The sequence below is a fragment of the Pseudomonas fluorescens genome (assembly GCF_902497895.1).
Lineage (GTDB): Bacteria > Pseudomonadota > Gammaproteobacteria > Pseudomonadales > Pseudomonadaceae > Aquipseudomonas > Aquipseudomonas fluorescens_BP.
In genome coordinates, this window is record NZ_CABVHQ010000070.1 from 1 (window position 1) to 22,684 (window position 22,684).

The following is a 22,684-nucleotide window of genomic DNA, read 5'->3' on the forward strand; positions in this document are numbered from 1 at the left end:
GCCCTGGTTCAGCCGTTGGCAGAAGCCGGCGCGCTGTTACTGGTGCTGCTGCCACCAGGGGCGGCGGGGGAGGAATTGGCCGCGCGTCTGGGTGGGAGTCTGGCCGGCGGCCAGGCCTTGGGACGCTGTGCCGAATTGCGCTGGCAGGACAACGCCTGGGTGGTCGAACGCGCCAGTTGGGGAGGGCGCATGCGCCTGAAATTGCGCGTCGAAGCCGGTGTGGCCTGCGCCTGTCTGCGCAGTGGTCGCGCGCAGCTGACAGGCACGGGCGAGGTGTCCGTCACCGAACTGCTGTTGCACGCTGCCTTGCCCATGCCGCTGGCGCTGCAGCGGCGATCCACCGGTCAGCGTCTGCCGCCACTCGAGGGTGCCAGGCTGGTGCTGTCCGGTGGACGCGGCGTCAATGAACAGGGTTTTCTCCTGCTTGAAGAATTGGCCGTGGCGCTTGGCGCAACGCTGGGTGGCAGCCTGCCGGCGGTGGATGCGGGGCTGGTGCCGGTGATGCGACAGGTCGGCGTGTCCGGCAAGTTTGTCAGCCCGGACATCTACCTGGCGGTCGGTATTTCCGGGACGCCGCAGCACCTGGCAGGCATCAGCCCGGACACGCGCATCGTGGCGATCAATCAGGATCCGGAGGCGGACATCTTCAAGGTTGCCACAGTCGGTGTTGTCGGCGACTGGAAGACGTTGCTGCCAGCGCTGTTGGCATCTGTGCGTGAGCCGGCCGCTTCCTGACGGGTTGGCGAGCCCCTCAGCCGCGGCTGTGCCGCCCGGGGTGCAGGGCGATACTGGCTTGCGGTGGCGGGCGGCGCTGAGCATCCAGGGTTTCCAGCATGAACTGGATAAAGGCCCGGGTACGCGGCGCGACAAAACGGGACTTTGGAGTGACGGTGTAGAACGTGCGCCCGCCGGTATGCCAGTCGGGAAACAGCTCCACCAGCTTGCCCGATGAAATCAGCGCATTGACGAATACGTCGAGTACATAGATATAGCCCTGATCGGCGAGTGCGGCCTGAATCAGGGCGTCTGTGCTGTTGAAGTGCAGTTTGCCCCGGGGCGTCAGTTCAACGCTGTCGCTGTCGCGACTGAATGACCAGGGCGCCGGCGCATACCGACCCTGACCGAACAGGCCAAGGCAGCGCTGCATGTCCAGGTCTTGGGGATGCTTCGGCGTACCGTTGGCGGCCAGCAGGGCGGGCGACGCGCAGGCAACGTAGTGCGCCAGGTACAGCGGTCGGGCGACCAGATCGGCGTCGTTCACCGAGTCGATGCGGATGGCCACATCGGTGCCACTGGCTATCAGGTCCTCTGGATGGTCGGTGAGGCGCAAGGCCACCGACAATTCCGGGTGCTGCTCGGCGAATGCCGGCAGGGCCGGGCAGAGCAGTGCCCGAGCAAAGGCGGCCGGCGATTCGATGCTCAGTTGGCCTGCGATCTCGCCCTTTTTTTCCCGCACGGACGACTCTGCTTCCTCCACCTGGCGTAACAGTTCGATGCAGCGCTGGAAATAGCTTTCCCCTGCGTCGGTCAGACGCAAGGTTCGGGTGTTGCGTGACAACAGGGTGGTGCCCAGGTAGGTCTCCAGGTTGCGCACGCTAGAGGTGACGGTGGCGTTGGCAATGTCCAGGGACTCCGCTGCACGGCTGAAGCTGCTGCATTCCACCACCCTTACGAACACCTGCATGGCCCAGAGTCTGTCCATTTGGTTCTTCACCTTTTTCTAATAACCCATTAGCTCTGCCCGGCTCGAACACCGGCTAAAGCGTTCTTATAGTACCAGTCACTATGAGGAGGCACAGGCATGACTGAATTAAAGTTCGATCTTGTTGTAGTTGGATGTGGCGTCGCCGGGCTGTCGGCGGCGGTAGCGGGGGCCGAACGCGGTCTGAACGTAGCGGTACTCGAGCGCACAACGCGCGAGGAGCGCGGCGGGCAGAGCCGATTCACCGAGGCGTACCTGCGGATGAAGAGTCACGAAGAGGTCACGGATGACTTCGACATTTTTCTGGCCGAGCATTCGGGGTACTACCAGGATCCGGACTTCGTTGCCGAGAGCCTGCGCGTGCGCGATACCTGGTCGGCGCAGACCAAGGCCTTGGCCTCCATTGATGCGGGTGTCATCGGCACGTTCTCGGAGCTGGTGCCGCAAACCATTGGTTGGCTCAAGGACAACGGCGTGAAGTTCGACTTCCTGCCGACCCAGTTTCTCACCAGCACCCAGCCGCGCTTGCTGCCGGTGGGTGGCGGCGAGGCCATCGTCGAGGCACTGGCGCAGAAGGCCGAGGCCTTGGGCGTAACCTTCTTCTACGAGACCACCGGGCGCGCACTGATCACCGCCGATTGCAATACCGTCATCGGCCTGCGCGCCTGGTCCCGCGAACACGGCGAGCGGGCTTTGCTCGGCGCAGTGGTGCTGGCCAGTGGTGGCTTCGAGGGCAATGCCGAGATGCTTGCCCGCTACCTGGGGCCGCGCTCGGTGTACCTGCGCCCCGTGTGCAAGGGCGGTTATTACAACCGGGGCGAAGGCATCGCCATGGCGTTGGATATCGGGGCGGCACCGAGCGGCGAATATGGCAGCTACCACGCCGAGCCAGTGGACCCGCGTTCAGGCATCTCCGAGCCGTCGATCTTCATCTTCCCCTATGGGGTTCTGGTCAATCAGCAGGGCGAGCGCTTCACCGACGAGGCACCGGGCACCGTGGATGCCTGGTACGAGCGGGTGACCCGGCAGATCTACGCACAGAGCGAGGGCATCGCCTGGGTGGTGCTGGACCAGAAGGTCAAGGAAATTTCCAACTACCGCCTGGGCATTCGCACCGACCAGCCGGCTGTTGAGGCGCCGACTCTGGCCGAACTGGCTGACAGGATCGGCGTGCCGGCGGCGACGCTGGAAGCGACCGTGGCGCGCTACAACGCCGCTTGTCGCGAGGGCGATTATCATCCGCTGCGGCTCGACGGCCTGAGCACTGAAGGGTTGCTGCCGCCCAAGAGCAACTGGGCGCGGCCGCTCGATGCGGGGCCGTTTATGGCTTATCCGATTATTTCGGCCAACGTCTTCACCTTCGGCGGCCTGAAGATCGACGAGCAGGCGCGGGTGCTCAACGCTGACGGGCAGGCGATCGCCAATCTGTATGCCGCTGGCGAGACCGTGGGCCTGTACTTCGGTAATTACGCCGGTGGCACCTCGGTGCTCAAGGGCCTGGTGTTCGGCCGTCAGGCGGGCTACTGCGCCGCCGCCAGCCACGAGAGGGTGTGAAGATGAGTGTGGCAATGGTTACAGGCGCCAGTGGCGCCATCGGCAGTGCGGTTTGCCGCCAGCTGGCGGCAGAGGGTTACCAAGTGGCGGCCCTGGATCTGAGTGAACCTCAGGTGTTGGCGGCCCGGACGCAATTTTACATCTGCGACGTGGCAGCCAAGAGCGAAGTGCGCGAAGTCATTGATGAAGTCGAAGGACGGATGGGGCCGATCACCGCGCTGGTCAACGTGGCAGGCATCGTCTCCAAGGGCAGTGCACTTGGGTTATCCATCGCCGAGTTCGAACGGGTGATGCGTATCAATGTGCAGGGCACGCTGGTGCCCTGCCAACTGGTCGGTCAGCTGATGGCCGAGCGTCGTCGCGGGGCCATCGTCAACATCGGCTCAGTGGTCGGCAAGAACGGCGGCAACGCGCGGCCCTGGTTGGACCGCAGTGAGCAGGAGGTTGCCGGCAACGTGGCGTACGGAATGTCGAAGGCGGCGGTGCATACCCTGACCCTGTTTCTCGCCAAGGAGCTGGCCAGCCGGGGCGTGAGGGTTAATGCAGTGGCGCCGGGGCCGATCGCCACGGCAATGACCAAGGTGTTTCCAGACAACCTGCGTGCCCTGGTGCCCGTCGGGCGAATGGGGCGCCCCGAAGATGTGGCCGAGGCGGTGTGCTTCCTGCTCTCGGCCAAGGCCGGCTTTATCTGCGGTGAAATACTGGATGTCAACGGCGCACTGTGGTGCGACTGATTCAACCCGAATTTTCATACATCAACTAAGTAGAGACAGACAATCATGAAGAGCATTTACCTGGTTCTGGATATGCAGAACGACTTGATCCATGCGGACGGCGCCAGTGGCAAGTCGCCGCTGGGCGAGCAAGTTCGCACACGCGAGATCATCGCCCGGACCGCCGCCGCCATCGCTCGTGCGCGCGCTCAGGGTATCCCGATCGCATTTGTCCGGGTGGCCTTCTCTGACGATCATCGTGAGGCCAATCCGGCGTCCCAGGTGTTCGGACCGATTGCCAGGAACGGCATTCTCAAACGCTCACAGTGGGGCGGTGCGGTGCATGAGGCAATAGCGCCACAGGCGCAGGACTGGGATATCGTCAAGCACCGTGTCTCACCGTTCTACCAGACCTCTCTGGAGCTGCTGCTCAAGCGCGAAGGTATCGAACGGATCTACTGCAGCGGCGTGAGCACCCAGGCGGTGGTCCAGGCGACTGTGCGCGAGGCCCATGACCGCGACTTCGACGTAGTGCTGCTGGAAGACTGTTGCGCAGCACATTCGGCCGAGGAGCATGCAAACTCGGTGGCCAGCATCGCCCGCTTCTGCACCACGACCGATTCCTCCCTGGCTTTCAACTGAGATCCGGCTGATGCGCCGCTGTCAGCCTGGCACCTGGCGACAGCCCGGGCAGCGCCGGCGCAGATTGTCACCGGCATTGCCTTGCTGTTCATCGCGGCGCTGGCGCCTGCCCTGAGCAGCGCCGGGCATCACGCTGAAGGCGCGTCGCCCTGCGCCATTTTCTTCAGGCGGTAGTCGAGTTGAGCGCGGGTGAGTCCCAGCAGAATGGCAGCCTTGGAGATGTTGCTGTCGCAAAGCTGCATGGCGACCTCGATATAGACCTCTTCAATCTCACCGAGGCGGATCGGCCCACGCTGCAGCGTGCGTTGCGCCAGGCTCATTAGCTGCTCGCGGCTGGCTTGTTCCTGCTGGATGGAGCCGAGTGAGGGGAGGGCCCCCGGCAGGCGGATCCCTATGGCCGGGTCTGCCTCCCAACTGACATTGCCGACGCGCTCGCGTTGTTCGTGATCCCGACCGATGCCGGAGAGATGGCGCATGTCGAGGGCCTCGCCATCGTCGGCGAGAATCACTGCACGCTCGATGACATTCTCAAACTCACGAATATTGCCTGGCCACTGGTGGTCGAGAATCGCCTGCAAGGCCCGCGGGGTGATGCCGCTCAGCTGGCGGCCATGCAGGGGCGCAAGCTTGCGCAGGCAGGCGTCGAGCAACAACGGGAGGTCGTCTTTGCGCTCTCGAAGGGGCGCGATGGTGACCGGAAAGACGTTCAGGCGATAGAACAGATCGCTGCGAAAGCGGCCCTCTTTGACAGCAGTAACCAGGTCCTCGTTGGTCGCGGCGATGACCCGCACATCGACCTTCAGGGTCTTGTTGCTACCCAGGCGCTCCAGTTCGCCGCTCTGCAATACGCGCAGCAGTTTGCTCTGTGCGGTCATGCTGAGGGTGCCGATCTCGTCGAGGAAGATGCTGCCGCCGTGGGCAATCTCGAACCGCCCGGGACGTGGCTCGGTGGCCCCGGAGTATGCACCGCGTTGTACGCCGAACAACTCGGACTCGATCAATTGCTCGGGGATGGCCGCACAGTTTATTTCGATAAAAGGGCCATTGGCCCGTCGGCTGTTGGCGTGGACCTCGTGGGCGAACATGGTCTTGCCGACACCGCTCTCCCCCAGCAACAAGACGCTGGCGTTGGTGCCGGCGACACGCAGGATCTTGTGCAGAGCCAAGTGATAGGCCGCCGAACTGCCTACCGGCCGATCCAGCGCTGGCGGTGCAGGGTTGTGTTCCGCTAACCCGAAGGGGGAGGTGTTGTGGTCGGCGGGAGGAGGGGGGGCTTGCTCGGTCGGCGTCGTGCGGCGGTGGTCGGCGGCCCGAGGCTGGAAATACTTGAGGTCTTCCTCGGCGTCTGTCCATTCCTCGACCGGGCGGGCTACTGCTCGGCAGACCTTGCCGCCAGCCGCTTGGCATTCGGTCTCGCGCACCAGGATGCGCTTGCCCATCAGGCGGGTGAGAAAGCCGGAACTGTAACCCACTTCCATCCAGCAAATCGGATCGGTGCCAACTCCGTTAAGGGTCAAGTGCAGATCGCTTTCGATTGAGTGCGACCAGGTAAATTCGCCGTACAGGTAGCCCTTGCTCTGGTCGAACTCCATACACACCGGTTTGACTTCGACCATGCCCGAGAGTGCATGCAATTGAGCTCCGGCGGCGAGTATGTCGAGTTGGGTGCCACTGGTGCGGGTCTTGATCGCCAGCTCGGCATCGCGAATCCCGGTGAGATAGCCAATTCGGGTGAGCAGCCCTCGGGTGAACTCGACCCCCATCGACTCGAGCAGCTCCTGGCGCAGTGAGCCGAAGGCCTCGGCATGCAGCAGGATCATGCGTTTTTCGCCGAGCCAGATCAGGCCCTCTTTGTGGTTGAAATACAGTTGATCGGAGAGGTCCTGCATATCTGGAAAACGCAGGTCGGTAATTACCCGATGCGAGTCGTGCAGCCCTCGCTTACGCAAACCCGGGATGTCTTCTTTGATGCTGGTGCTCATGACCGTTACCGATTTGACGTGATTTATTTTTGGAATTGTTGGTGAGGTTTGGCGTGGCATGGCGGGTGGGCCGCTACGGCGATGCCGCTGGATAGGGCCCTGACCATGCGGCCTCACTATACAGACAGATCAGTGGGAGCAGCGCCTGTTCGTCGCCTGGGCGGTCATTTCATATTTTCGGTTGTGAATTTTATGAAAGCTCTGAATTTGATGAATTTCTTCACAGCCGCAACGGAGGTGACAGGAGCGTTCTGTTCTTTTTTTTAATTTCTTAACATATTGAATATAAACATGTTTTTAAATTTGCTTGAGGTCTTTCGGAGCTTGGCACAGCTGTTGCACTCTCTGTATGAAGCGTCTGATCTAAAGCTGGCGCGATTCTCCGCAGCAGTGGATTGGTGCTTCGGGTTTCAGCAAAACAAGAACAATAAAGGAATATCCAATGGCAGAGATTCAGGCCTTGGCTTACGTCGGTTTCGGGGTGAGCGATTTGGATCAGTGGCAATGGTTTGCCACCGAAATACTTGGCATGCAGGTGGGTCATCGTGATGCTCAGGGAATGAGCTTGAGGATGGACGAATACCGCCAGCGTTTCTTCATCGAGGAGAACAGCGTCGATGACCTGTTGGTCGCCGGCTGGCAGTTCTCCAGTGAGCCTGAACTGGAGCAGTATGTGGCCGAGCTGCGCGACAAGGGTGTTGAAGTCAGCGCCTTGCCGGCAGACATGCTGCGCAAGCGCTTCGTGGAAAAGGCCTATGCCTGTGCCGACCCCAATGGCTTCAGTCACGAGTTCTTCTACGGCCATGCGGTGGCCAGGTTGCAGGAGCCCTTCCGATCGAAGGTGCTCAAGAGCCGTTTCGTCACAGGTGAGTTGGGCATCGGCCATATCCTGCCGTTCGCAAAGAATGGTCCGGAAACCGTGCGTTTCTACCAGGACGTCTTGAAGCTGCGGGTCAGCGATTACATCCGCGAAGAGGTCATGCCGGGCGTGTTGGTGGACGCCACCTTCTTTCATACCGCCAACGGCCGTCATCATTCGATAGCCACCGCACAAGCGCCGGCACCGAAGATCCTCAATCACTTCATGTTGCAGGTCGAGTCGATCGACGACGTCGGTCTTGCATACGACCGCGTCGTCAAGGCCTGTATCCCGATCGTCCTGGAGTTGGGGCATCACCCGAACGACCAGACGTTCTCCTTCTATGCCCGCACCCCGTCGGGTTTCAACTTCGAGTTGGGCTGGGGCGGGTTGGTGATCGATGACACTAACTGGGATGTGAAGAGCTACGCCCAGCTCAGTGACTGGGGCCACAAGCGCAATCCCTTGCCCTGAATACAGTGATCCCCTGCGATTTGGATGGAGGCTTCTATGAGTATCTGGTTGGACTTTCTGGGTGCGGAAATTCGCTACGTGAATCTGCCCACCTATGGCCGCACCCGTATTGCCGAAGCTGGCCGTGGCAATCCTGAAGCACTGCTGCTGATGCATGGTATCGGCGGCCACCTGGAGGCGTACGCGAAGAACGTCGTAGCCCTGGGCGAGCATTACCATGTGATCGCCTTCGATTTCGTCGGCCATGGCCTGTCGGCGAAGAAGACCGACATCGAGTACTCCATCGCCGATTATGTCGAGCAGTTGCGCGAGCTGATGGACGCTCTGGACATCGACCAGGCGCATATCAGCGGCGAGTCGCTGGGCGGTGTGGTGACTGGCGCGTTCGCCGTGCGCTACCCGCAGCGGATCAAGCGCGCGGTGCTCAACACCACCGGCGGTATTCCGGTGGTCAGCGACAAGGGCCGCGCCGACCTGAAACATCTGGGTGAGCTGTCGGCCCGCAGCATCGGTCAGATGCCGACCTTCGACAGTATCCGCGCTCGCATGCAGTGGTTGCTCTATGAGGGCAACTGGCACCTGCTGACCGACGAGCTGATTCAGTCGCGCCTGACCCTCTATAGCGCCCCAGGTTTTCAGCAAAGCGCGCCGCTGGTTTATGCCCGGTTGCGGCGAGTGAATACCGAAGGTGCGACGCCCGACCAGATCGAGCTGGAGCAGGTTCAGTGCGAGACCTTGATGTTGTGGACGACTCACAACCCGATTCATGACGTGGCCGCGGCTGAATCCGCATTGCCACGCCTGCCCAAGGGCCAGTTGTACGTCATGCAGACCGCGGCGGGGCACTGGCCGCAGTACGAGGACCCGCAAGAGTTCAATCAGGTTGTGTTGCAGTTCCTGTCAACCGGGAGGGTTGGCTGATGATCAGTGCAATGGAGTCCACGCAGGTTTTTCCCACCCAACCTGCGCCAGTGGCGATGGCCGACTTCTGCAAGGGCATGCGCCATCTGGCCGGTGCCTGCGTGGTGATCGCCAGTGGCGACGCCAGCGAGCGAGCCGGGCTTACCGCCACCGCCGTCTGCTCGATTACTGCGCAGCCACCGCGTTTGCTGGTCTGCGTCAATCGCACGGTGCGCGCTCACGAGGTCATCAGCCGGCAGATGGCGCTCAGTGTGAATGTCTTGAACTGCGAACAGGAGTCTATCGCCCGGCGCTTCGCCGGGATGGTCGACGGCGTGATTGGCGAGGCGCGCTTTGCCGAAGGCCAATGGGAGAGCGGGGTGATGGGAGTCCCGGTGCTGGCGGATGCACTGGTCAGCTTCGAGTGTCGCCTGGTCGAAGTCATTCCTGCGAGTACCCATGACATGTTTCTTTGCGAAGTTGTGAATGTCGCCGGTGATATCGAACACGACGGCCCGCTGGTTTATTTCAACAGCAAGTTTTCCGCGCTGGGCTAAGTAGTTTTTAAACAATAACAAATTAACAGCGAGCGTTAATGATGAACGGACTATTGAAGAAGTCAGAAGTTGTAAACGAACTTGAGTTCCCGACTGAAGCAGAACTTTTGCAACGCGCACGGGATCTTATTCCGATGTTGTTGAAAAAAGCCGATTCAGTGGAAAAGAACCGCATGGTGTCGCGAGAAACCATCGCTGCCTTTGTCGAGGCGGGCTTCTTCAAGATTCTTCAGCCGGCCCGCTTCGGCGGCTGGGAAATGAATCCTGCGGTGTTCTACAAGGTGCTCATGGAATTGGGACGCGGCTGTGGCAGCAGCGCCTGGAACATGATGATCCTCGGCATCCACCAGTGGGAGTTCGGTAGCATGGACCCCCAGGCGGGCGAGGATGTCTGGGGGAAGGACAACGCCCAGATCGTGGCGTCTTCCTACCCGCCGTTCGGTACCCTGACCGAGGTTGAGGGGGGCTATGTGCTCAATGGCACCTGGAAAACTTCCAGCGGTTGCGATCATTCGCACTGGGCGTTCATTGGTGCGATGCGCAAGGATGCCGAGGGCAAGATGATTGATCGCATGGCCATGCTGGTGCCGCGCGCGGACTATGAGATTGTCGACGACTGGCATGTATTCGGCCTCGCGGGTACCGGCAGCAAGAGCCTGGTGATCAAGAACGCCTTCGTGCCAACACACCGCGGGCATAGCTTGATCGACTACCAACAGTCGGATCGCGGCGAGATGTACCTGTATCCCTTCAATCAGGTGTTCTTCGGTGCAGTGTCCGCGTTGCTGGTGGGCGTTGCCCAAGGCGGCATCGACGCCTACATCGAGCAGATGAAAGTTCGTACCGATACCACAGGTGGTTTTCCCGCCGCGCTGAGCCCCTACGTCAAGGACCGCTTGGGCAACGCCGTGGTGCGGGTGCGTTCGGCCCGTGCCCGGCTGCTGCAAATGATGGCTGAGACCACCGAGTTGGTGGCGCAACGGCAACTGGTGCCGACCCACGACCGTGTGCATTACATGTTAGATATCGCCCGCGTCGGGCGCGATTGCGAGGAGGCGGTGATGTTGCTATTCAAGGCCACCTCGGCACGCGGTATCTACCTGGACAATGCGTTGCAACGGATCTTGCGCGACGTCATCGCCGGGGCCAATCACATTACCCAGAACGCCGACGATACCGCAGGCCTGCTGGGCGGTTACTTACTCGGCCAGCCACTTCCACCCATGGTCTTTGAACGTAACCCGGTTTGATTGAAGTTATCTAATCTGCATTTCGCTGAGGACCCCTTCAGCGAATCAAAATAATAAACGGTATAACCGTTATATCGAGGCAGTCAAAGTGCGCAATATTAACGCAGTTCTCGGCGCGTGCCCGTTATTCTCCTCACCACACAAACTTAACTTATCTGTCATCGCGGCGGCAATTGCCGCAGGCATGTCCTTACCCGCTGGCGCTTTCCAGTTTGATACCGGAACCGAAGTGCAGGCACGTTGGGACAACACCTTCAAATACAGCAGTGCCATGCGGGTCAAGGGCCAGCACGACAAGTTGATCGCCGACCCGAACCTGGACGATGGCGATCGCAACTTCGACAAGGGACTGATCTCCAATCGCCTGGACTGGTTGTCCGAGCTGGATATTTCGCGCAATGGCGCGGGTGTCCGGGTGAGCGGCGCGGCCTGGTATGACGATGTCTACAACAAGACAAACGACAATAATTCGCCGGCCACAGCCAACTCGGTCAGCGTCGATCACGACGAGTTCACCGATGACACCCGCGACCTGCATGGCCGTGACGCCGAGATTCTCGATGCCTTCGTCTACAGCGACTTCACCCTGGGTGAGGAGATGTGGGGGGTGGCCCGTCTCGGTCAGCACGCACTGGTGTATGGCGAGAGCCTGTTCTTCGGTAACAATGGCATCGCCGCCGGCCAGCAGCCGATCGATGTGGTGAAGGCCTTGTCGGTGCCCAACTCGCAATTCAAGGAGTTGGGTTTGCCGGTCGAACAGTTCTCCACCCAGCTGCAACTGACCTCCAATCTGTCGGTGGGTGGCTACTACCAGTTCGAGTGGGAGCGAAACCGCCTTCCCGCGGCTGGCAGTTATTTCAGCCCGGCCGATCTGCTGGACGAAGGGGGTGAACGCATCATCGTAGCGAGTGTGCCTGGCGTCGGCCCGGTGGCCTCATTCTACCGTGGCAGGGACATCAAGGCGCGCGACTCCGGGCAGTTTGGCGTTCAGTTGCGCTACCGCTCCGACGCGTTGGATACCGACTTTGGTCTGTATGCCATCCGTTATCACGACAAGAACTTCCAGGTGCAGGTCCGTCCTGGTGGTGGCGTCGGCCCAGGGCAACCGGCCGACAAGATCGGCGATTACATGCTGGTGTTCCCGGAAGACATCGAGGCCTACGGCTTCAGCGCCAACCGTGGGATAGGCAATGCCAACGTGGGTTTCGAAGCCTCCATCCGCCGCAATGCGCCGCTGGTCAGTCTGACCGTGGCGGACCTCAGCGCGGTGGCACCGGTGGTCGCTGGCGACAACGACAACCATCCGCTGTATGCCGTGGGCAAGACCGCCCATGCGCAGATCAACATGGTCAACATTCTGCCGGTAAGCGTGTTCTGGGACACCGCCGTCCTGCTCGGTGAACTGGCCTGGAACCGCACCCTGAGCGTGGACAAAAACCGCGACATGCTCGATCCGAACAGCACCCGCGATGCTTTGGCGATGCGCCTGGTGTTTACCCCGACCTACTTCCAGGTGCTCGATGGCCTCGACTTGTCGGTGCCCATGGGCGTGGGCTACGGCATCGATGGTCGTTCTTCGGCGGTGGGCGGCTTCAGCCAGGCCAAGGGCGGCAACTTCAACATCGGTCTCGCGGGTGACTACCTGAAATCCGTCAACCTCTCGCTGGCTTACAACGGTTTCTTCGGGCCTTCGGCGCCGATCAACATCGATGGCATCAAAACCTTCAAACAGACCAATGCAGACCGCGACTTCATTGCGTTCAGCGTTTCGCACACTTTCTGAGGGATTGAACATGAATAAGAATAAGAAAACCCGGCTATTGGTTTGCATTTCCTTGCTGTCCCTAAGCATGGGTGCGGTCCAGGCGGCAGTCAGCCCGGAACAGGCCGAGGCCCTGAAGAGCAAGCTGACCCCGATGGGCGCCGAACGCGCCGGCAATGCCGACGGCAGTATTCCGGCCTGGACCGGCGGCTTCACCCAGGTGCCGGCGGGCTACCAGTCTGGCCATAGGGCTTTCGATCCGTTCGACAGTGATAAGCCGCTGTTCAGCATTACTGCCAGCAACCTGTCGCAATATGCAGACAAGCTGTCCGATGGCGTCAAGCAGCTGTTCAAGGACAATCCCGAGACTTTCCGCATCGACGTCTACCCGAGCCGGCGCACGGCTGCGGCACCGCAGTGGGTGTATGACAACACCTACAAGAATGCCACCCGCGCGACCTTGGAAAACGACGGCCTGACCGTCAAGAGTGCCTATGGCGGCGTACCTTTTCCGATTCCCACCTCGGGACTTGAGGTGCACTGGAACCACATGACCCTCTGGCGTGGCGAATCCACCCACACCAAGTACAAAGTCTGGACCACTACCGCCAATGGCCAGAAGGTGCTCGCCACCGCGGCCACGGACGAGGGGCAGTATCCCTACTACTACAAGGATGGTTCGCTGGAAAGCACACCCAACCCGAACTACATGCTGGCGATTCAGGCGACCTATGCCCCGGCGTTCCGTGCCGGCGAGGCGTTGATGGTGCACAACGTGCTCGATCACGTGAAGGGCCGCACCCTCTGGCAGTACCTGGCTGGGCAGCGCCGTGTGCGCCGCGCGCCGAGCATCAACTTCGATACGCCAAACGTGGTGGCCTCGGGAGTCAACTTCGTTGACGAAACCTTCGGTGGCGCCGGTTCGCCGGAGCGTTACGACTGGAAGCTGGTCGGCAAGAAAGAGATGTTCATCCCCTACAACGACAACAAGCTGCTGACTCACCGCGATGAAGACGTAATGGGGCTGCGCCATGCCAAGCCGGAGATGCTGCGCTGGGAGCTGCACCGGGTGTGGGAGGTGGAGGCGACACTCAAACCGGGTAAACGCCATGCCGTGCCCAAGCGCAAGTACTACTACGACGAAGACAACTGGGGCACCGCCATTATGGATGGCTGGGATGCGGAGGGCACCCTGTGGCGCACGGCGTTGACCACGCCATTCGTGGCGCCGGATATCCCGGCCACGGTCAACTACTGCACTGGCTTCTTCTTTGATCACCGCACTAAGGCCTGGGTCTACAACTGTGCCTTGGGTGACTCTGGTAACGACCAGTACGCCATAACCGAGCGCCGGCGCGAGAGCTTCTTTTCGCCGGAATCGCTGATGAACCAGAGTGCGCGTTGAGCCCTGACTGACAGATACCTGCCCCTTCCCGATGTTGGTCTGGCGGGGGGCAGCCTTGTGTGTTCAGTAGGTTTCGGAGGTAGGTCAGGTGAACAAAGTATTAGTTGTGTTGTGGGCATTTTTGACATGCATGGTCACCGCCACTCTGGCGCAGGCGGATCAGTCGGACGCCCCTGTGGTGGTGGCCAGAAGTGCGGCAGACACCTTGCAGCAGAGAGCCTTGCAGTCGTCGCTGGCGGCGCGCTCCATGCTCATGGCGCTGACTCGGGCCGGTGACCGAATGGTCGCAGTGGGTATTCGCGGGCACATCCTTTACTCGGATGACCAAGGGCAGAACTGGGAACAAGCCAGTGTACCGGTGGCTGTGACGCTGACCGGGGTGTGCTTTGCCGATCAGCGCACCGGCTGGGCGATTGGTCATCGCGGCGTGATTCTGAAAAGCACCGATGGCGGTGAGAGCTGGGTACGTCAGCTGGATGGCGTGAAGGCCGCGCAGAGCCTCCTGCAGGTCGTGCAGCAACAAGACCCGAGCCGCGCGCAGAATGCTCGCCGGTTGCTGGAGGAGGGGGCCGATAAGCCCCTGCTGGATATTCAATGTCTGGACGACCGCAGGGCCGTGGCCGTGGGCGCCTTTGGCCTGGGCTTTTCGACGCTGGATGGCGGCAGCACCTGGGTCCCGTCCCTGGATCTGCTGGAAGGGACGGAGCAGCGCCATATCAATGTCGTCCGCACTTGGCAGGGCAAGCTTTACCTGGCTGGCGAGCAGGGCGGCCTGTTCCGCATCAACCGGGACCTGACCGGCCTCGAAAGGCTCGGCGAACCCTATACCGGCAGCTTTTTCGGGCTGCTCATCAGCCGCAAGGACAGCCTGCTGGCCTTCGGCCTCAGGGGCAACGTGTTCCGTTCGACCGATGCCGGTTTGACCTGGGCCCCGGTGGCAATGGCGACCAGCCAGAGCCTGACGGCCGGCGTCAATCTGACTGACGGCTCCCTGCTGCTGGTGGATGAGTCCGGGGGCGGCTGGCTCAGTCACGACGATGGCCTGAGCTTCAAGGCGGTCAAACCGACCAGCCAATTTCCGTTCACCGCGCTGATCGCGACCGATCAGGGCGGGGGGGTGGCCGTCGGAGCGCAGGGCGTTTCCTTCTTCGAACCAAGCGCGCTGCGTTGAGCCACTACACATACTAAGGGGTCAATCAACATGGGCATCAGTAGTTCCGATGGCTTTGCCACTATCGCCGCCTTAGCGGATTTCGATAAAAACTCGGGTAATCGCCTTGAGCGTTTGCTGTTCAACCATCGCTTTGCCGTGATTGGTCTGTGTCTGTTACTGAGCACGCTGTTCATCCTCGCTGCCAGCCATGTGCGTCTGAATGCCAGTTTCCTCAAGACCATTCCAGCCAACCATCCCTTCGTCCTCAACTACCTGGGGCATGCGGATGATCTCAAGGGGGCGGCGAACTCCCTGCGCATCGCGGTGGCGGTCAAAGGCGAGCACGACATCTTCGATGCCGGGTATATGGAGACCTTGCGCCAGATCAATGACGATCTGTACCTGGTGCCAGGTGTTGACCGCGCCTTCATGCGTTCCCTGTGGACGCCACTGACGCGCTGGCAGGGCGTCACTGAATACGGCTTCGAAGGTGGCCCGGTGGTGCCCGACGATTTTGACGGCAGCCATGAGAGCCTCGAGGCGTTGCGCGCCAACGTCGAGCGTTCCGGTGAGATCGGCCAACTGGTGGCCCGTGACCTGCGTTCGACTATCGTGCATATCCCCCTGCTGGATATTGACCCGAAGACCGGCCAGACCCTGGACTACAAAAGCCTGTCCGACGCCCTGGAAGTCATCCGCGACCGCTACCAGGCCAAGGGTGTGGAGGTCCGCATCATCGGCTTCGCCAAGGTCATGGGCGATCTGATTTCGGGGCTGTATGCAGTGCTCGGCTTCTTTGCCGCGGCGGTGCTGATCACCTCGGCGATCCTGTTCCATTTCACCCGTTGCTGGCGCAGTACCCTGGTGGTGCAGGGGTGCACGCTGGTCGGGGTAATCTGGCTGTTGGGCATGCTGCCGTTGCTGGGTTACGAGCTCAATCCGTACTCGATCCTCATACCGTTCCTGGTCTATGCCATCGGCGTCAGCCATGGCGCGCAGAAGATGAACGGCATCATGCAGGACGTGGGTCGTGGCACGCACAAGCTGATTGCCGCCCGTTACACATTCCGCCGACTGTTTGCCGCCGGGGTCACGGCCCTGCTGGCGGATGTGGTGGGCTTTGCCGTGCTGACCATCGTCGACGTACCGGTGATCAAGGAACTCGCCATCATCGCCAGCGTCGGCGTCGCCATCCTGGTGTTCACCAACCTGGCGTTGCTACCCATCATGCTGTCGTTCACCGGAGTCTCGGCCAAGGCTGCGGCGCGCAGCCTCAGGGCCGAGGCGGTGTTGGAGCAGGACGGCGCGCAGAAGCCGTGGCTGCTTCGCTTTCTGGATCTGTTCACCCGGCCGCGGGCTGCCACTCTGGCGATCCTGATTGCCGTTGCCGTCGGCCTGTTTGCACTGACGTTGAGCAAACAGCTGAAGGTAGGCGACCTGGATCCGGGGGCGCCCGAGTTGCGCGCCGACTCGCGCTACAACCAGGACAACACCTTCATCATCAAGCACTACCAGGCCAGCAGCGATGTGTTCGTAGTCATGGTCGAAACCCCTGCCGGTCAGTGTGTCGACTACGCCACCCTGCGCAAGGTCGAGGAACTGGAGTGGCGCCTGCGCCAGCTGCCGGGCGTCGAAGGCACCCATTCGATCGCTGCCCTGGCGCGCAAGGTTAACGTCGGGATGAACGAGGGCAACCTGAAGTGGAACGAGTTGCTGCCCAACCAGGCGATGATCAATGCGGCGGCGGTGCGCTCGCCCCGGGAGTTGTTCAACGCCACCTGCGATCTGCTGTCGATCTATGTCTACCTCAAGGACCACAAGGCCGACACCCTGGCGGCCGTGGTCGAGTCCACCGGACATTTCGCTGCCAAGTACAGCGATGACAATGCCCGGTTCCTGATGGCTGCCGGCAATGCCGGGATCGAGAGTGCGACCAACATCGTCGTCGAACAGGCCAATGGTCGCATGCTGCTGGGGGTATACCTGGCCGTCACGATTCTGTGCTTCATGGCCTTCCGTTCCTGGCGCGCGGTGGTCTGCGCCATTGTGCCGCTGATCCTGACCTCACTGCTGGCCGAAGCATTGATGGTCAAGCTGGATATCGGCCTGAAGGTCGCGACGCTGCCGGTGGTCGCTCTAGGCGTGGGCATCGGCGTGGATTACGCGCTGTATATCTTGAGCGTCACGCTGTTCTGGATGAAGCGTGGGGCCAGTCTGTCTAAGGCCTATTACCGAGCGCTGATGTTCACTGGCCGGGTGGTGGTCTTCACTGGCGTCACCTTGTCGCTCGGGGTGATCACCTGGATCTTCTCGCCGATCAAGTTCCAGGCGGATATGGGCGTGCTTCTGACCTTCATGTTCCTCTGCAACATGTTGGTCGCCCTCATCCTGGTGCCCGCGTTGGCCTGCTTCCTATTGAAGCCCAAGGCGCATCCCGCCGTTGCCGCTACCCAAGAGGTGCTGGCATGAGCGAACCGATTGGCACCAGTAACCTGCTGGGCGATCCGCTGAGCCTCGAGGCGGCACACGCGGCGATCCACGCGGCACTTGACTACGCAGGGCGCAAACGGCTGCGGGTGAGCATCGCAGTGGTTGACGCCGGTGGCTACCTGATCGCCTTTGCACGAATTCCGGGGACGCCACTGCACAGCATCGACATTGCCCAGGACAAGGCCATGACTGCGGTTTCCTTTGGCATGCCGACCAGCACGGTGGGCGAACTCATCAACAACGCCACGGACGCCGTACGCATGAGTCTGATGTTGCGTCCGCGCATGGTGCCTTTGGGCGGTGCCTTTCCGTTGATGGTCGGCGAGCGCCTGGTTGGGGCGATAGGGGTCTCCGGGGCCAGCGAAGAACAGGACATCGAGTGTGCCGTCGCCGGTTGCCGCGCGATTGGCGCGCAATGAATCTTCCTTCCCTTTTTGATTTTTCAGCGCAGGAGTGAATGACTATGGACGAGATGAATCTGGACCTGGACCGGCTCGGTGACGAGCTGTTCCAGGCGCTGCGCAACAGCGTAGCCATTGCACCTTTAACCGAGCGTCATCCCGGGCTGAGCATTGAGCAGGCCTATCGCATTCAGCAGCACCTGTTGGCCCGTCGGCTGGAGCAGGGCGAGCGCATCATCGGCAAGAAGATCGGCGTGACCAGCCAGGCGGTGATGGACATGCTCGGCGTCGGGCAGCCGGACTTCGGCCAATTGACTGACCGAATGGTGGTCAACCAGGGGGCCTCGGTGCCCATGGCGACGCTGATCCAGCCCAAGGCCGAGGGCGAGATAGCCTTCGTGCTCAAGCATGATCTGGCGGGCCCCGGGGTCACCGTGGCCGAGGTGTTGCGCGCCACCGAAGGGGTCATGGCCTGCTTCGAGATCGTCGATTCACGCATCCGCGACTGGAAGATCAAGATCCAGGACACGGTGGCGGACAACGCCTCCTGTGGGGTGTTCGTGCTCGGTGATCGCTTGGTTGATCCGCGTCAGCTGGATCTTTACACCACCGGTATGGTGCTGGAAAAAAACGGCCGGGTGGTGGGTACGGGGGCGGGAGCGGCGACCATGGGCTCGCCCGCTATCGCCGTGGCCTGGCTGGCCAACACACTCGGTCAGTTGGGGATGGGCCTGAAGGCAGGGGAGGTGATTCTGTCCGGCGCCCTGTCGGCCATGGTGCCGGTGGTGGCTGGAGACAACCTGCGAGTCAGCATTGCCGGGATCGGCAGTTGCTCGGTGCGCTTCGACTAAAACTGTCCGGAGGATTTTTCATGAACAAACTCAAAGTCGCCATCATCGGTTCCGGCAACATCGGCACCGACCTGATGATCAAGATCCTGCGTAACGCCAGACACCTAGAAATGGCGGTCATGGTCGGCATCGACCCGGCCTCCGACGGCCTCGCGCGTGCCCAGCGCATGGGCGTCGCCATCACCCACGAAGGGGTTGAAGGCCTGACCCGCATGGACGTGTTCAAGGACATCGATTTCGTCTTTGATGCCACCTCGGCCGGCGCCCATGTAAAGAACGATGCGTTCCTGCGCTCGATCAAACCCGGCATCCGCCTGATCGACCTGACCCCGGCGGCCATCGGCCCGTACTGCGTGCCGGTGGTGAATCTGGAGCAGAACCTCGACCAGCTCAACGTCAATATGGTCACCTGCGGCGGCCAGGCGACCATCCCGATGGTCGCGGCGGTGTCGCGCGTGGCCAAGGTGCACTACGCCGAAATTGTCGCCTCGATCGCCAGCAAGTCCGCCGGTCCCGGCACCCGCGCCAACATCGACGAGTTCACCGAAACCACCTCCAAGGCCATCGAAGTGATCGGCGGCGCGGCCAAGGGCAAGGCAATCATCGTGATGAACCCGGCCGAGCCGCCGCTGATGATGCGCGACACCGTATTCGTGCTGTCCGAAGCGGTTGATCAGGCACTGGTCGAGGCGTCCATCGTCGAGATGGCTGCCGCCGTACAGGCCTATGTGCCGGGCTATCGCCTGAAGCAAAAAGTCCAGTTCGACCTCATTCCTGAAGACGCGCCGCTGACGATTCCTGGCCTTGGAAAGTTCTCGGGCCTCAAGACCTCGGTGTTCCTCGAAGTCGAAGGCGCCGCCCATTACCTGCCAGCCTACGCCGGCAACCTCGACATCATGACCTCCGCGGCCTTGGCTACCGCCGAGCGCATGGCGCAGTCGATGCTCAACGCCTGAGGAGACCGACATGACTTTTAATCCCGGCAAAAAACTCTACATCTCCGACGTGACCCTGCGCGACGGCAGCCATGCCGTGCGCCACCAGTACTCGCTGCAGAACGTGCAGGACATTGCCCGCGCCCTGGACAAGGCCAAGGTCGACTCGATCGAAGTGGCTCACGGCGATGGCCTGCAAGGCTCGAGCTTCAACTATGGCTTCGCTGCGCACACCGATCTCGAATGGATCGAGGCCGCGGCCGATGTGATCAGCCACGCCAAGATCACCACCTTGCTGTTGCCTGGAATCGGCACGGTGCATGACCTGAAAGCGGCCTACAACGCCGGTGCCCGGGTGGTGCGCATCGCCACCCACTGCACCGAAGCAGACGTGTCGAAACAGCACATCGAGTACGCCCGCGAATTGGGCATGGACACCGTCGGTTTCCTGATGATGAGCCATATGATCCCGGCCGAGCAGCTGGCCGCGCAGGCCAAGCTGATGGAGAGCTATGGCGCGACGTGTGTGTACATGGCCGACTCTGGCGGCGCGATGAACATGCAGGATGTGCGCGAGCGCTTCCGTGCGTTCAAGGCCGTGCTCAAGCCGGAAACCGAAACCGGCATGCATGCCCACCACAACCTCAGCCTGGGGGTGGCCAACTCCATCACCGCCGTCGAGGAAGGTTGCGACCGCATCGACGCCAGCCTCGCGGGCATGGGCGCCGGGGCCGGCAACGCACCGCTGGAAGTGTTCATCGCGGCCGCCGAACGTCTGGGCTGGAACCATGGCACCGACCTCTACACCCTGATGGACGCCGCCGACGACATCGTTCGCCCGCTGCAGGATCGTCCGGTTCGGGTCGACCGCGAAACCCTGGCCCTGGGTTACGCCGGAGTCTATTCGAGCTTCCTGCGCCATGCCGAAATCGCCGCCGCGAAGTACGGCCTGAAGACCCTCGACATCCTCGTCGAACTGGGCAAACGGCGGATGGTTGGCGGCCAGGAAGACATGATCGTCGACGTCGCCCTCGACCTGCTGAAAGCCCGCCAGGGCTGAACATGCAACGCCTGAACAATCACCCCATAACAAGGAATACCACTATGAGCAATCTGACCGAAGCCTCTACCAGCCACTTCGCTCAAGTCGGCAATATGCGCCTGCATTACAACGACGTTGGCACCGGCGAAGTGGTGATCATGCTTCACGGCTCTGGAGCAGGAGCCACGGGCTGGGCAAACTTCCACCGTAACGTCGATGCCTTTGTCGAGGCAGGTTACCGAGTCATCCTGCTCGATTGCCCGGGATTCGGTAAATCCGACCCGCTGCTGACTGCCGAACCGCGCTTCATGGTCAACGCCCGGGCGACCAAAGAGTTGATGGATGTGCTGGATATCGACAAGGCGCACCTGGTGGGCAATTCAATGGGCGGGGGAAGCGCGCTGGCCTTTGCTGTCGAGTTTCCCGAGCGCCTGGGCAAGATGATCCTGATGGGCGCTGGCGGTGTAGGCAAGACCAGCCTGTTCACGCCGCTACCCATGGAAGGCATCAAGTTGCTGTTCCAAGTTTACCGCGAGCCGACCCTGGACAACCTGAAAAAGATGCTCAACGTCTTCGTCTATGACGCCAGCGTCCTGACCGAAGAGCTGATTCAGATGCGTCTGAGCGGCATTCAGGACAATCCGCTGCACTTGGAGAACTTCCTCAAGAGCGTCGAACTGAGCAACTTCAATCTGGGCGATTTCAGCGCCAACCTGCCGGATATCCAGACCGAGACCCTGATTACCTGGGGCCGCGATGATCGTTTCGTGCCGATCGACTGGAGTCTCAAACTGCTCAATGGCATCCCCAACTCGCGCCTGCACGTGTTCAGCAAGTGCGGCCATTGGGCACAGTGGGAGCATGCCGAGGCATTCAACCGTCTGGTAATCGACTTCCTCAAACACTGAGGTCGAACAGCGCACACCGCCTTGGGCGGGTGCGCTGTACTGACGGCATTCAGGCCCCGCAGTGGAGGGCGATCAGCGCGCTGCCATGGCCAGACGCAGGGCCTTCTTGAACACTTCCAGCTCCCCTTCGGTCAATGCACTGAAGATATCTTCCTGGGCTTTGCGCACGGTATTCCACAGATCTTCCAGTTTGGTATGCCCGTCGGCGGTCACGTTGCGTTGATCGTCACTGAGCTGCAGGTAGCCCTTTCTCTGCAGGGTGCCCATCGCTTCCTCCACCTCGCGTGCCGGCATTGACACCGCTTGCTGCAGTTCACCCAGGCTAGCGTTCGGGGCGCTGTCGAGGACCATCAGCAGACGCGACTCACTGTTGCGCAGGCCCAGCGAAAGATGCTGCTGGACAAAGCGCGGGTGACTGGCGTTGACCGCCTGGATCATCAGGTAGAACAGATTGTCGCCCAGCCTGGTATTGAGCAGGTCGCTGGATTCGCACGTGTCTGTGCCTTGCGGTTTTTGCCCACGCGGATGGGGCAGGACCATGGCATAGCCGCCCTGATGGTAGACCAGCGGCGCGCGGCCTTGATCTTCGAACTTCTCCACTTTGCCGATGATGATCCAGTGATCGCCAGCATCTACATACTGGTAGTTGGCGCACTGGAAATTTCCCGAGCAACCGCTGAACAGCGATGCGCCACCCAGACCGCTATGGTGTTCGATACCGTCGAATTTGTCTTCTTGCGACCGGGCGAAATGGTTGGACAGGGCAATTTGGTCCGAAGCCAGAATGTTGACCGTGAAATGGCTGGCTTCCTGGAAGACCTCCCAGGCGGTGGAGCGTTTGTCCAGGCTCCAGAGAATCAGCGGTGGCTCCAGTGATACCGAGTTGAAGCTGTTGGCGGTGACGCCCACCTTGCGGCCATCGAGTCCACAGGCGGTGACGATGGTCACGCCGGAAGCGAAGTTGCCCAGGGCGCGGCGGAATAGGCGAGGATCTAGAGCGGTGTCTGCACTTGTCATAGGGGGCTCCGCAGGTCCATGCACGCAAAGCGGGCAGGATCCAGGTTGGGTGTAGGTCGAGCCATCCTATCAATCTGGGGCGAGGCT

At 61.2% G+C, this 22,684-nt stretch carries 20 protein-coding genes; 17 read left to right on the forward strand and 3 right to left on the reverse strand.

Annotated elements, in window-relative coordinates:
* Positions 1-735, forward strand: a 735-nt coding sequence (locus F8N21_RS25335; protein ID WP_150644737.1) for an electron transfer flavoprotein subunit alpha/FixB family protein, incomplete at its 5' end; no start/stop codon positions are given.
* A gap of 16 nt (positions 736-751) precedes the next feature.
* Here F8N21_RS25335 and F8N21_RS25340 read toward each other — a convergent pair.
* On the reverse strand, positions 752-1,702 hold the full coding sequence (locus tag F8N21_RS25340) for a LysR family transcriptional regulator (protein WP_150644738.1): 951 nt from the start codon (positions 1,700-1,702) through the stop codon (positions 752-754).
* Between the two features lie 99 nt (positions 1,703-1,801).
* On the opposite strand from F8N21_RS25340, the gene F8N21_RS25345 reads away from it, so the two are divergent.
* Genes F8N21_RS25345 through F8N21_RS25355 form a run of 3 tightly spaced genes read left to right on the forward strand, consistent with a single transcriptional unit; the run spans position 1,802 to position 4,611 of the window.
* The gene (locus tag F8N21_RS25345; protein WP_150644739.1) at positions 1,802-3,256 is read left to right on the forward strand and encodes an FAD-dependent oxidoreductase; all 1,455 of its coding nucleotides are present in this window, start codon (positions 1,802-1,804) and stop codon (positions 3,254-3,256) included.
* Positions 3,257-3,258: 2 nt separating this feature from the next.
* Entirely contained in the window at positions 3,259-3,990 is a 732-nt protein-coding gene (locus tag F8N21_RS25350) for an SDR family NAD(P)-dependent oxidoreductase (RefSeq protein WP_224788289.1), read from the forward strand.
* Between the two features lie 45 nt (positions 3,991-4,035).
* A complete protein-coding gene (locus F8N21_RS25355; RefSeq protein WP_150644740.1) occupies positions 4,036-4,611 on the forward strand; it encodes a cysteine hydrolase family protein in 576 nt (191 codons plus the stop codon).
* Positions 4,612-4,739: 128 nt separating this feature from the next.
* On the opposite strand, the gene F8N21_RS25360 is transcribed toward F8N21_RS25355, so the two are convergent.
* A complete protein-coding gene (locus F8N21_RS25360) occupies positions 4,740-6,593 on the reverse strand; it encodes a sigma-54-dependent Fis family transcriptional regulator (RefSeq protein ID WP_150644741.1) in 1,854 nt (617 codons plus the stop codon).
* Positions 6,594-7,035: 442 nt separating this feature from the next.
* Here F8N21_RS25360 and F8N21_RS25365 point away from each other — a divergent pair, with 442 nt between their 5' ends.
* The 13 genes from F8N21_RS25365 (at position 7,036) to F8N21_RS25425 (ending at position 21,580) form a co-directional block, all read left to right on the forward strand.
* The gene (locus F8N21_RS25365) at positions 7,036-7,926 is read left to right on the forward strand and encodes a VOC family protein (RefSeq protein WP_150644742.1); all 891 of its coding nucleotides are present in this window, start codon (positions 7,036-7,038) and stop codon (positions 7,924-7,926) included.
* Positions 7,927-7,962: 36 nt separating this feature from the next.
* Entirely contained in the window at positions 7,963-8,847 is an 885-nt protein-coding gene (locus F8N21_RS25370; RefSeq protein ID WP_150644743.1) for an alpha/beta fold hydrolase, read from the forward strand.
* The gene (locus tag F8N21_RS25375; RefSeq protein WP_150644744.1) at positions 8,847-9,383 is read left to right on the forward strand and encodes a flavin reductase family protein; all 537 of its coding nucleotides are present in this window, start codon (positions 8,847-8,849) and stop codon (positions 9,381-9,383) included. Before F8N21_RS25370 ends, F8N21_RS25375 begins: the two co-directional genes overlap by 1 nt.
* A 41-nt stretch (positions 9,384-9,424) precedes the next feature.
* The gene (locus F8N21_RS25380; RefSeq protein ID WP_150644745.1) at positions 9,425-10,633 is read left to right on the forward strand and encodes an acyl-CoA dehydrogenase family protein; all 1,209 of its coding nucleotides are present in this window, start codon (positions 9,425-9,427) and stop codon (positions 10,631-10,633) included.
* 97 nt (positions 10,634-10,730) lie between these two features.
* On the forward strand, positions 10,731-12,416 hold the full coding sequence (locus F8N21_RS25385) for a DUF1302 domain-containing protein (RefSeq protein WP_412071674.1): 1,686 nt from the start codon (positions 10,731-10,733) through the stop codon (positions 12,414-12,416).
* Positions 12,417-12,426: 10 nt separating this feature from the next.
* Complete coding sequence (locus F8N21_RS25390) at positions 12,427-13,800, forward strand: DUF1329 domain-containing protein (protein WP_150644747.1); 1,374 nt, start codon at positions 12,427-12,429, stop codon at positions 13,798-13,800.
* Positions 13,801-13,888: 88 nt separating this feature from the next.
* The gene (locus F8N21_RS25395; RefSeq protein ID WP_224788290.1) at positions 13,889-14,971 is read left to right on the forward strand and encodes a WD40/YVTN/BNR-like repeat-containing protein; all 1,083 of its coding nucleotides are present in this window, start codon (positions 13,889-13,891) and stop codon (positions 14,969-14,971) included.
* Positions 14,972-15,001: 30 nt separating this feature from the next.
* Positions 15,002-17,422, forward strand: coding sequence for an efflux RND transporter permease subunit (locus F8N21_RS25400; protein ID WP_150644748.1), 2,421 nt, complete (start codon positions 15,002-15,004; stop codon positions 17,420-17,422).
* Positions 17,419-17,862 (forward strand): GlcG/HbpS family heme-binding protein, encoded by a 444-nt coding sequence (locus F8N21_RS25405; protein ID WP_150644749.1) that lies wholly within the window; start codon positions 17,419-17,421, stop codon positions 17,860-17,862. Before F8N21_RS25400 ends, F8N21_RS25405 begins: the two co-directional genes overlap by 4 nt.
* Before the next feature lie 53 nt (positions 17,863-17,915).
* Complete coding sequence (dmpE, locus tag F8N21_RS25410) at positions 17,916-18,695, forward strand: 2-oxopent-4-enoate hydratase (RefSeq protein ID WP_150644762.1); 780 nt, start codon at positions 17,916-17,918, stop codon at positions 18,693-18,695.
* Between the two features lie 20 nt (positions 18,696-18,715).
* Positions 18,716-19,651, forward strand: a complete 936-nt coding sequence (locus tag F8N21_RS25415; RefSeq protein ID WP_150644750.1) for an acetaldehyde dehydrogenase (acetylating) — start codon at positions 18,716-18,718, stop codon at positions 19,649-19,651.
* A 10-nt stretch (positions 19,652-19,661) separates the two neighbouring features.
* Positions 19,662-20,690, forward strand: a complete 1,029-nt coding sequence (gene dmpG / locus F8N21_RS25420) for a 4-hydroxy-2-oxovalerate aldolase (protein ID WP_150644751.1) — start codon at positions 19,662-19,664, stop codon at positions 20,688-20,690.
* Between the two features lie 44 nt (positions 20,691-20,734).
* Entirely contained in the window at positions 20,735-21,580 is an 846-nt protein-coding gene (locus F8N21_RS25425) for an alpha/beta fold hydrolase (protein ID WP_150644752.1), read from the forward strand.
* A 72-nt stretch (positions 21,581-21,652) separates the two neighbouring features.
* Here F8N21_RS25425 and F8N21_RS25430 read toward each other — a convergent pair whose 3' ends face one another.
* Entirely contained in the window at positions 21,653-22,597 is a 945-nt protein-coding gene (locus tag F8N21_RS25430; RefSeq protein WP_150644753.1) for a p-hydroxyphenylacetate 3-hydroxylase reductase component, read from the reverse strand.
* Positions 22,598-22,684 lie beyond the last annotated feature (87 nt).

Bases quoted from the DNA above. Each gene is read 5' to 3' on its own strand.
- F8N21_RS25370 (WP_150644743.1), top strand. From the start codon at position 7,963: ATGAGTATCTGGTTGGACTTTCTGGGTGCGGAAATTCGCTACGTGAAT.
- F8N21_RS25365 (WP_150644742.1), top strand. From the start codon at position 7,036: ATGGCAGAGATTCAGGCCTTGGCTTACGTCGGTTTCGGGGTGAGCGAT.
- F8N21_RS25340 (WP_150644738.1), bottom strand. From the start codon at position 1,702: ATGGACAGACTCTGGGCCATGCAGGTGTTCGTAAGGGTGGTGGAATGC.
- dmpE (WP_150644762.1), top strand. From the start codon at position 17,916: ATGAATCTGGACCTGGACCGGCTCGGTGACGAGCTGTTCCAGGCGCTG.
- F8N21_RS25360 (WP_150644741.1), bottom strand. From the start codon at position 6,593: ATGAGCACCAGCATCAAAGAAGACATCCCGGGTTTGCGTAAGCGAGGG.
- F8N21_RS25345 (WP_150644739.1), top strand. From the start codon at position 1,802: ATGACTGAATTAAAGTTCGATCTTGTTGTAGTTGGATGTGGCGTCGCC.
- F8N21_RS25355 (WP_150644740.1), top strand. From the start codon at position 4,036: ATGAAGAGCATTTACCTGGTTCTGGATATGCAGAACGACTTGATCCAT.
- F8N21_RS25350 (WP_224788289.1), top strand. From the start codon at position 3,259: ATGAGTGTGGCAATGGTTACAGGCGCCAGTGGCGCCATCGGCAGTGCG.
- dmpG (WP_150644751.1), top strand. From the start codon at position 19,662: ATGACTTTTAATCCCGGCAAAAAACTCTACATCTCCGACGTGACCCTG.
- F8N21_RS25380 (WP_150644745.1), top strand. From the start codon at position 9,425: ATGAACGGACTATTGAAGAAGTCAGAAGTTGTAAACGAACTTGAGTTC.
- F8N21_RS25425 (WP_150644752.1), top strand. From the start codon at position 20,735: ATGAGCAATCTGACCGAAGCCTCTACCAGCCACTTCGCTCAAGTCGGC.
- F8N21_RS25390 (WP_150644747.1), top strand. From the start codon at position 12,427: ATGAATAAGAATAAGAAAACCCGGCTATTGGTTTGCATTTCCTTGCTG.
- F8N21_RS25415 (WP_150644750.1), top strand. From the start codon at position 18,716: ATGAACAAACTCAAAGTCGCCATCATCGGTTCCGGCAACATCGGCACC.
- F8N21_RS25375 (WP_150644744.1), top strand. From the start codon at position 8,847: ATGATCAGTGCAATGGAGTCCACGCAGGTTTTTCCCACCCAACCTGCG.
- F8N21_RS25430 (WP_150644753.1), bottom strand. From the start codon at position 22,597: ATGACAAGTGCAGACACCGCTCTAGATCCTCGCCTATTCCGCCGCGCC.
- F8N21_RS25405 (WP_150644749.1), top strand. From the start codon at position 17,419: ATGAGCGAACCGATTGGCACCAGTAACCTGCTGGGCGATCCGCTGAGC.
- F8N21_RS25400 (WP_150644748.1), top strand. From the start codon at position 15,002: ATGGGCATCAGTAGTTCCGATGGCTTTGCCACTATCGCCGCCTTAGCG.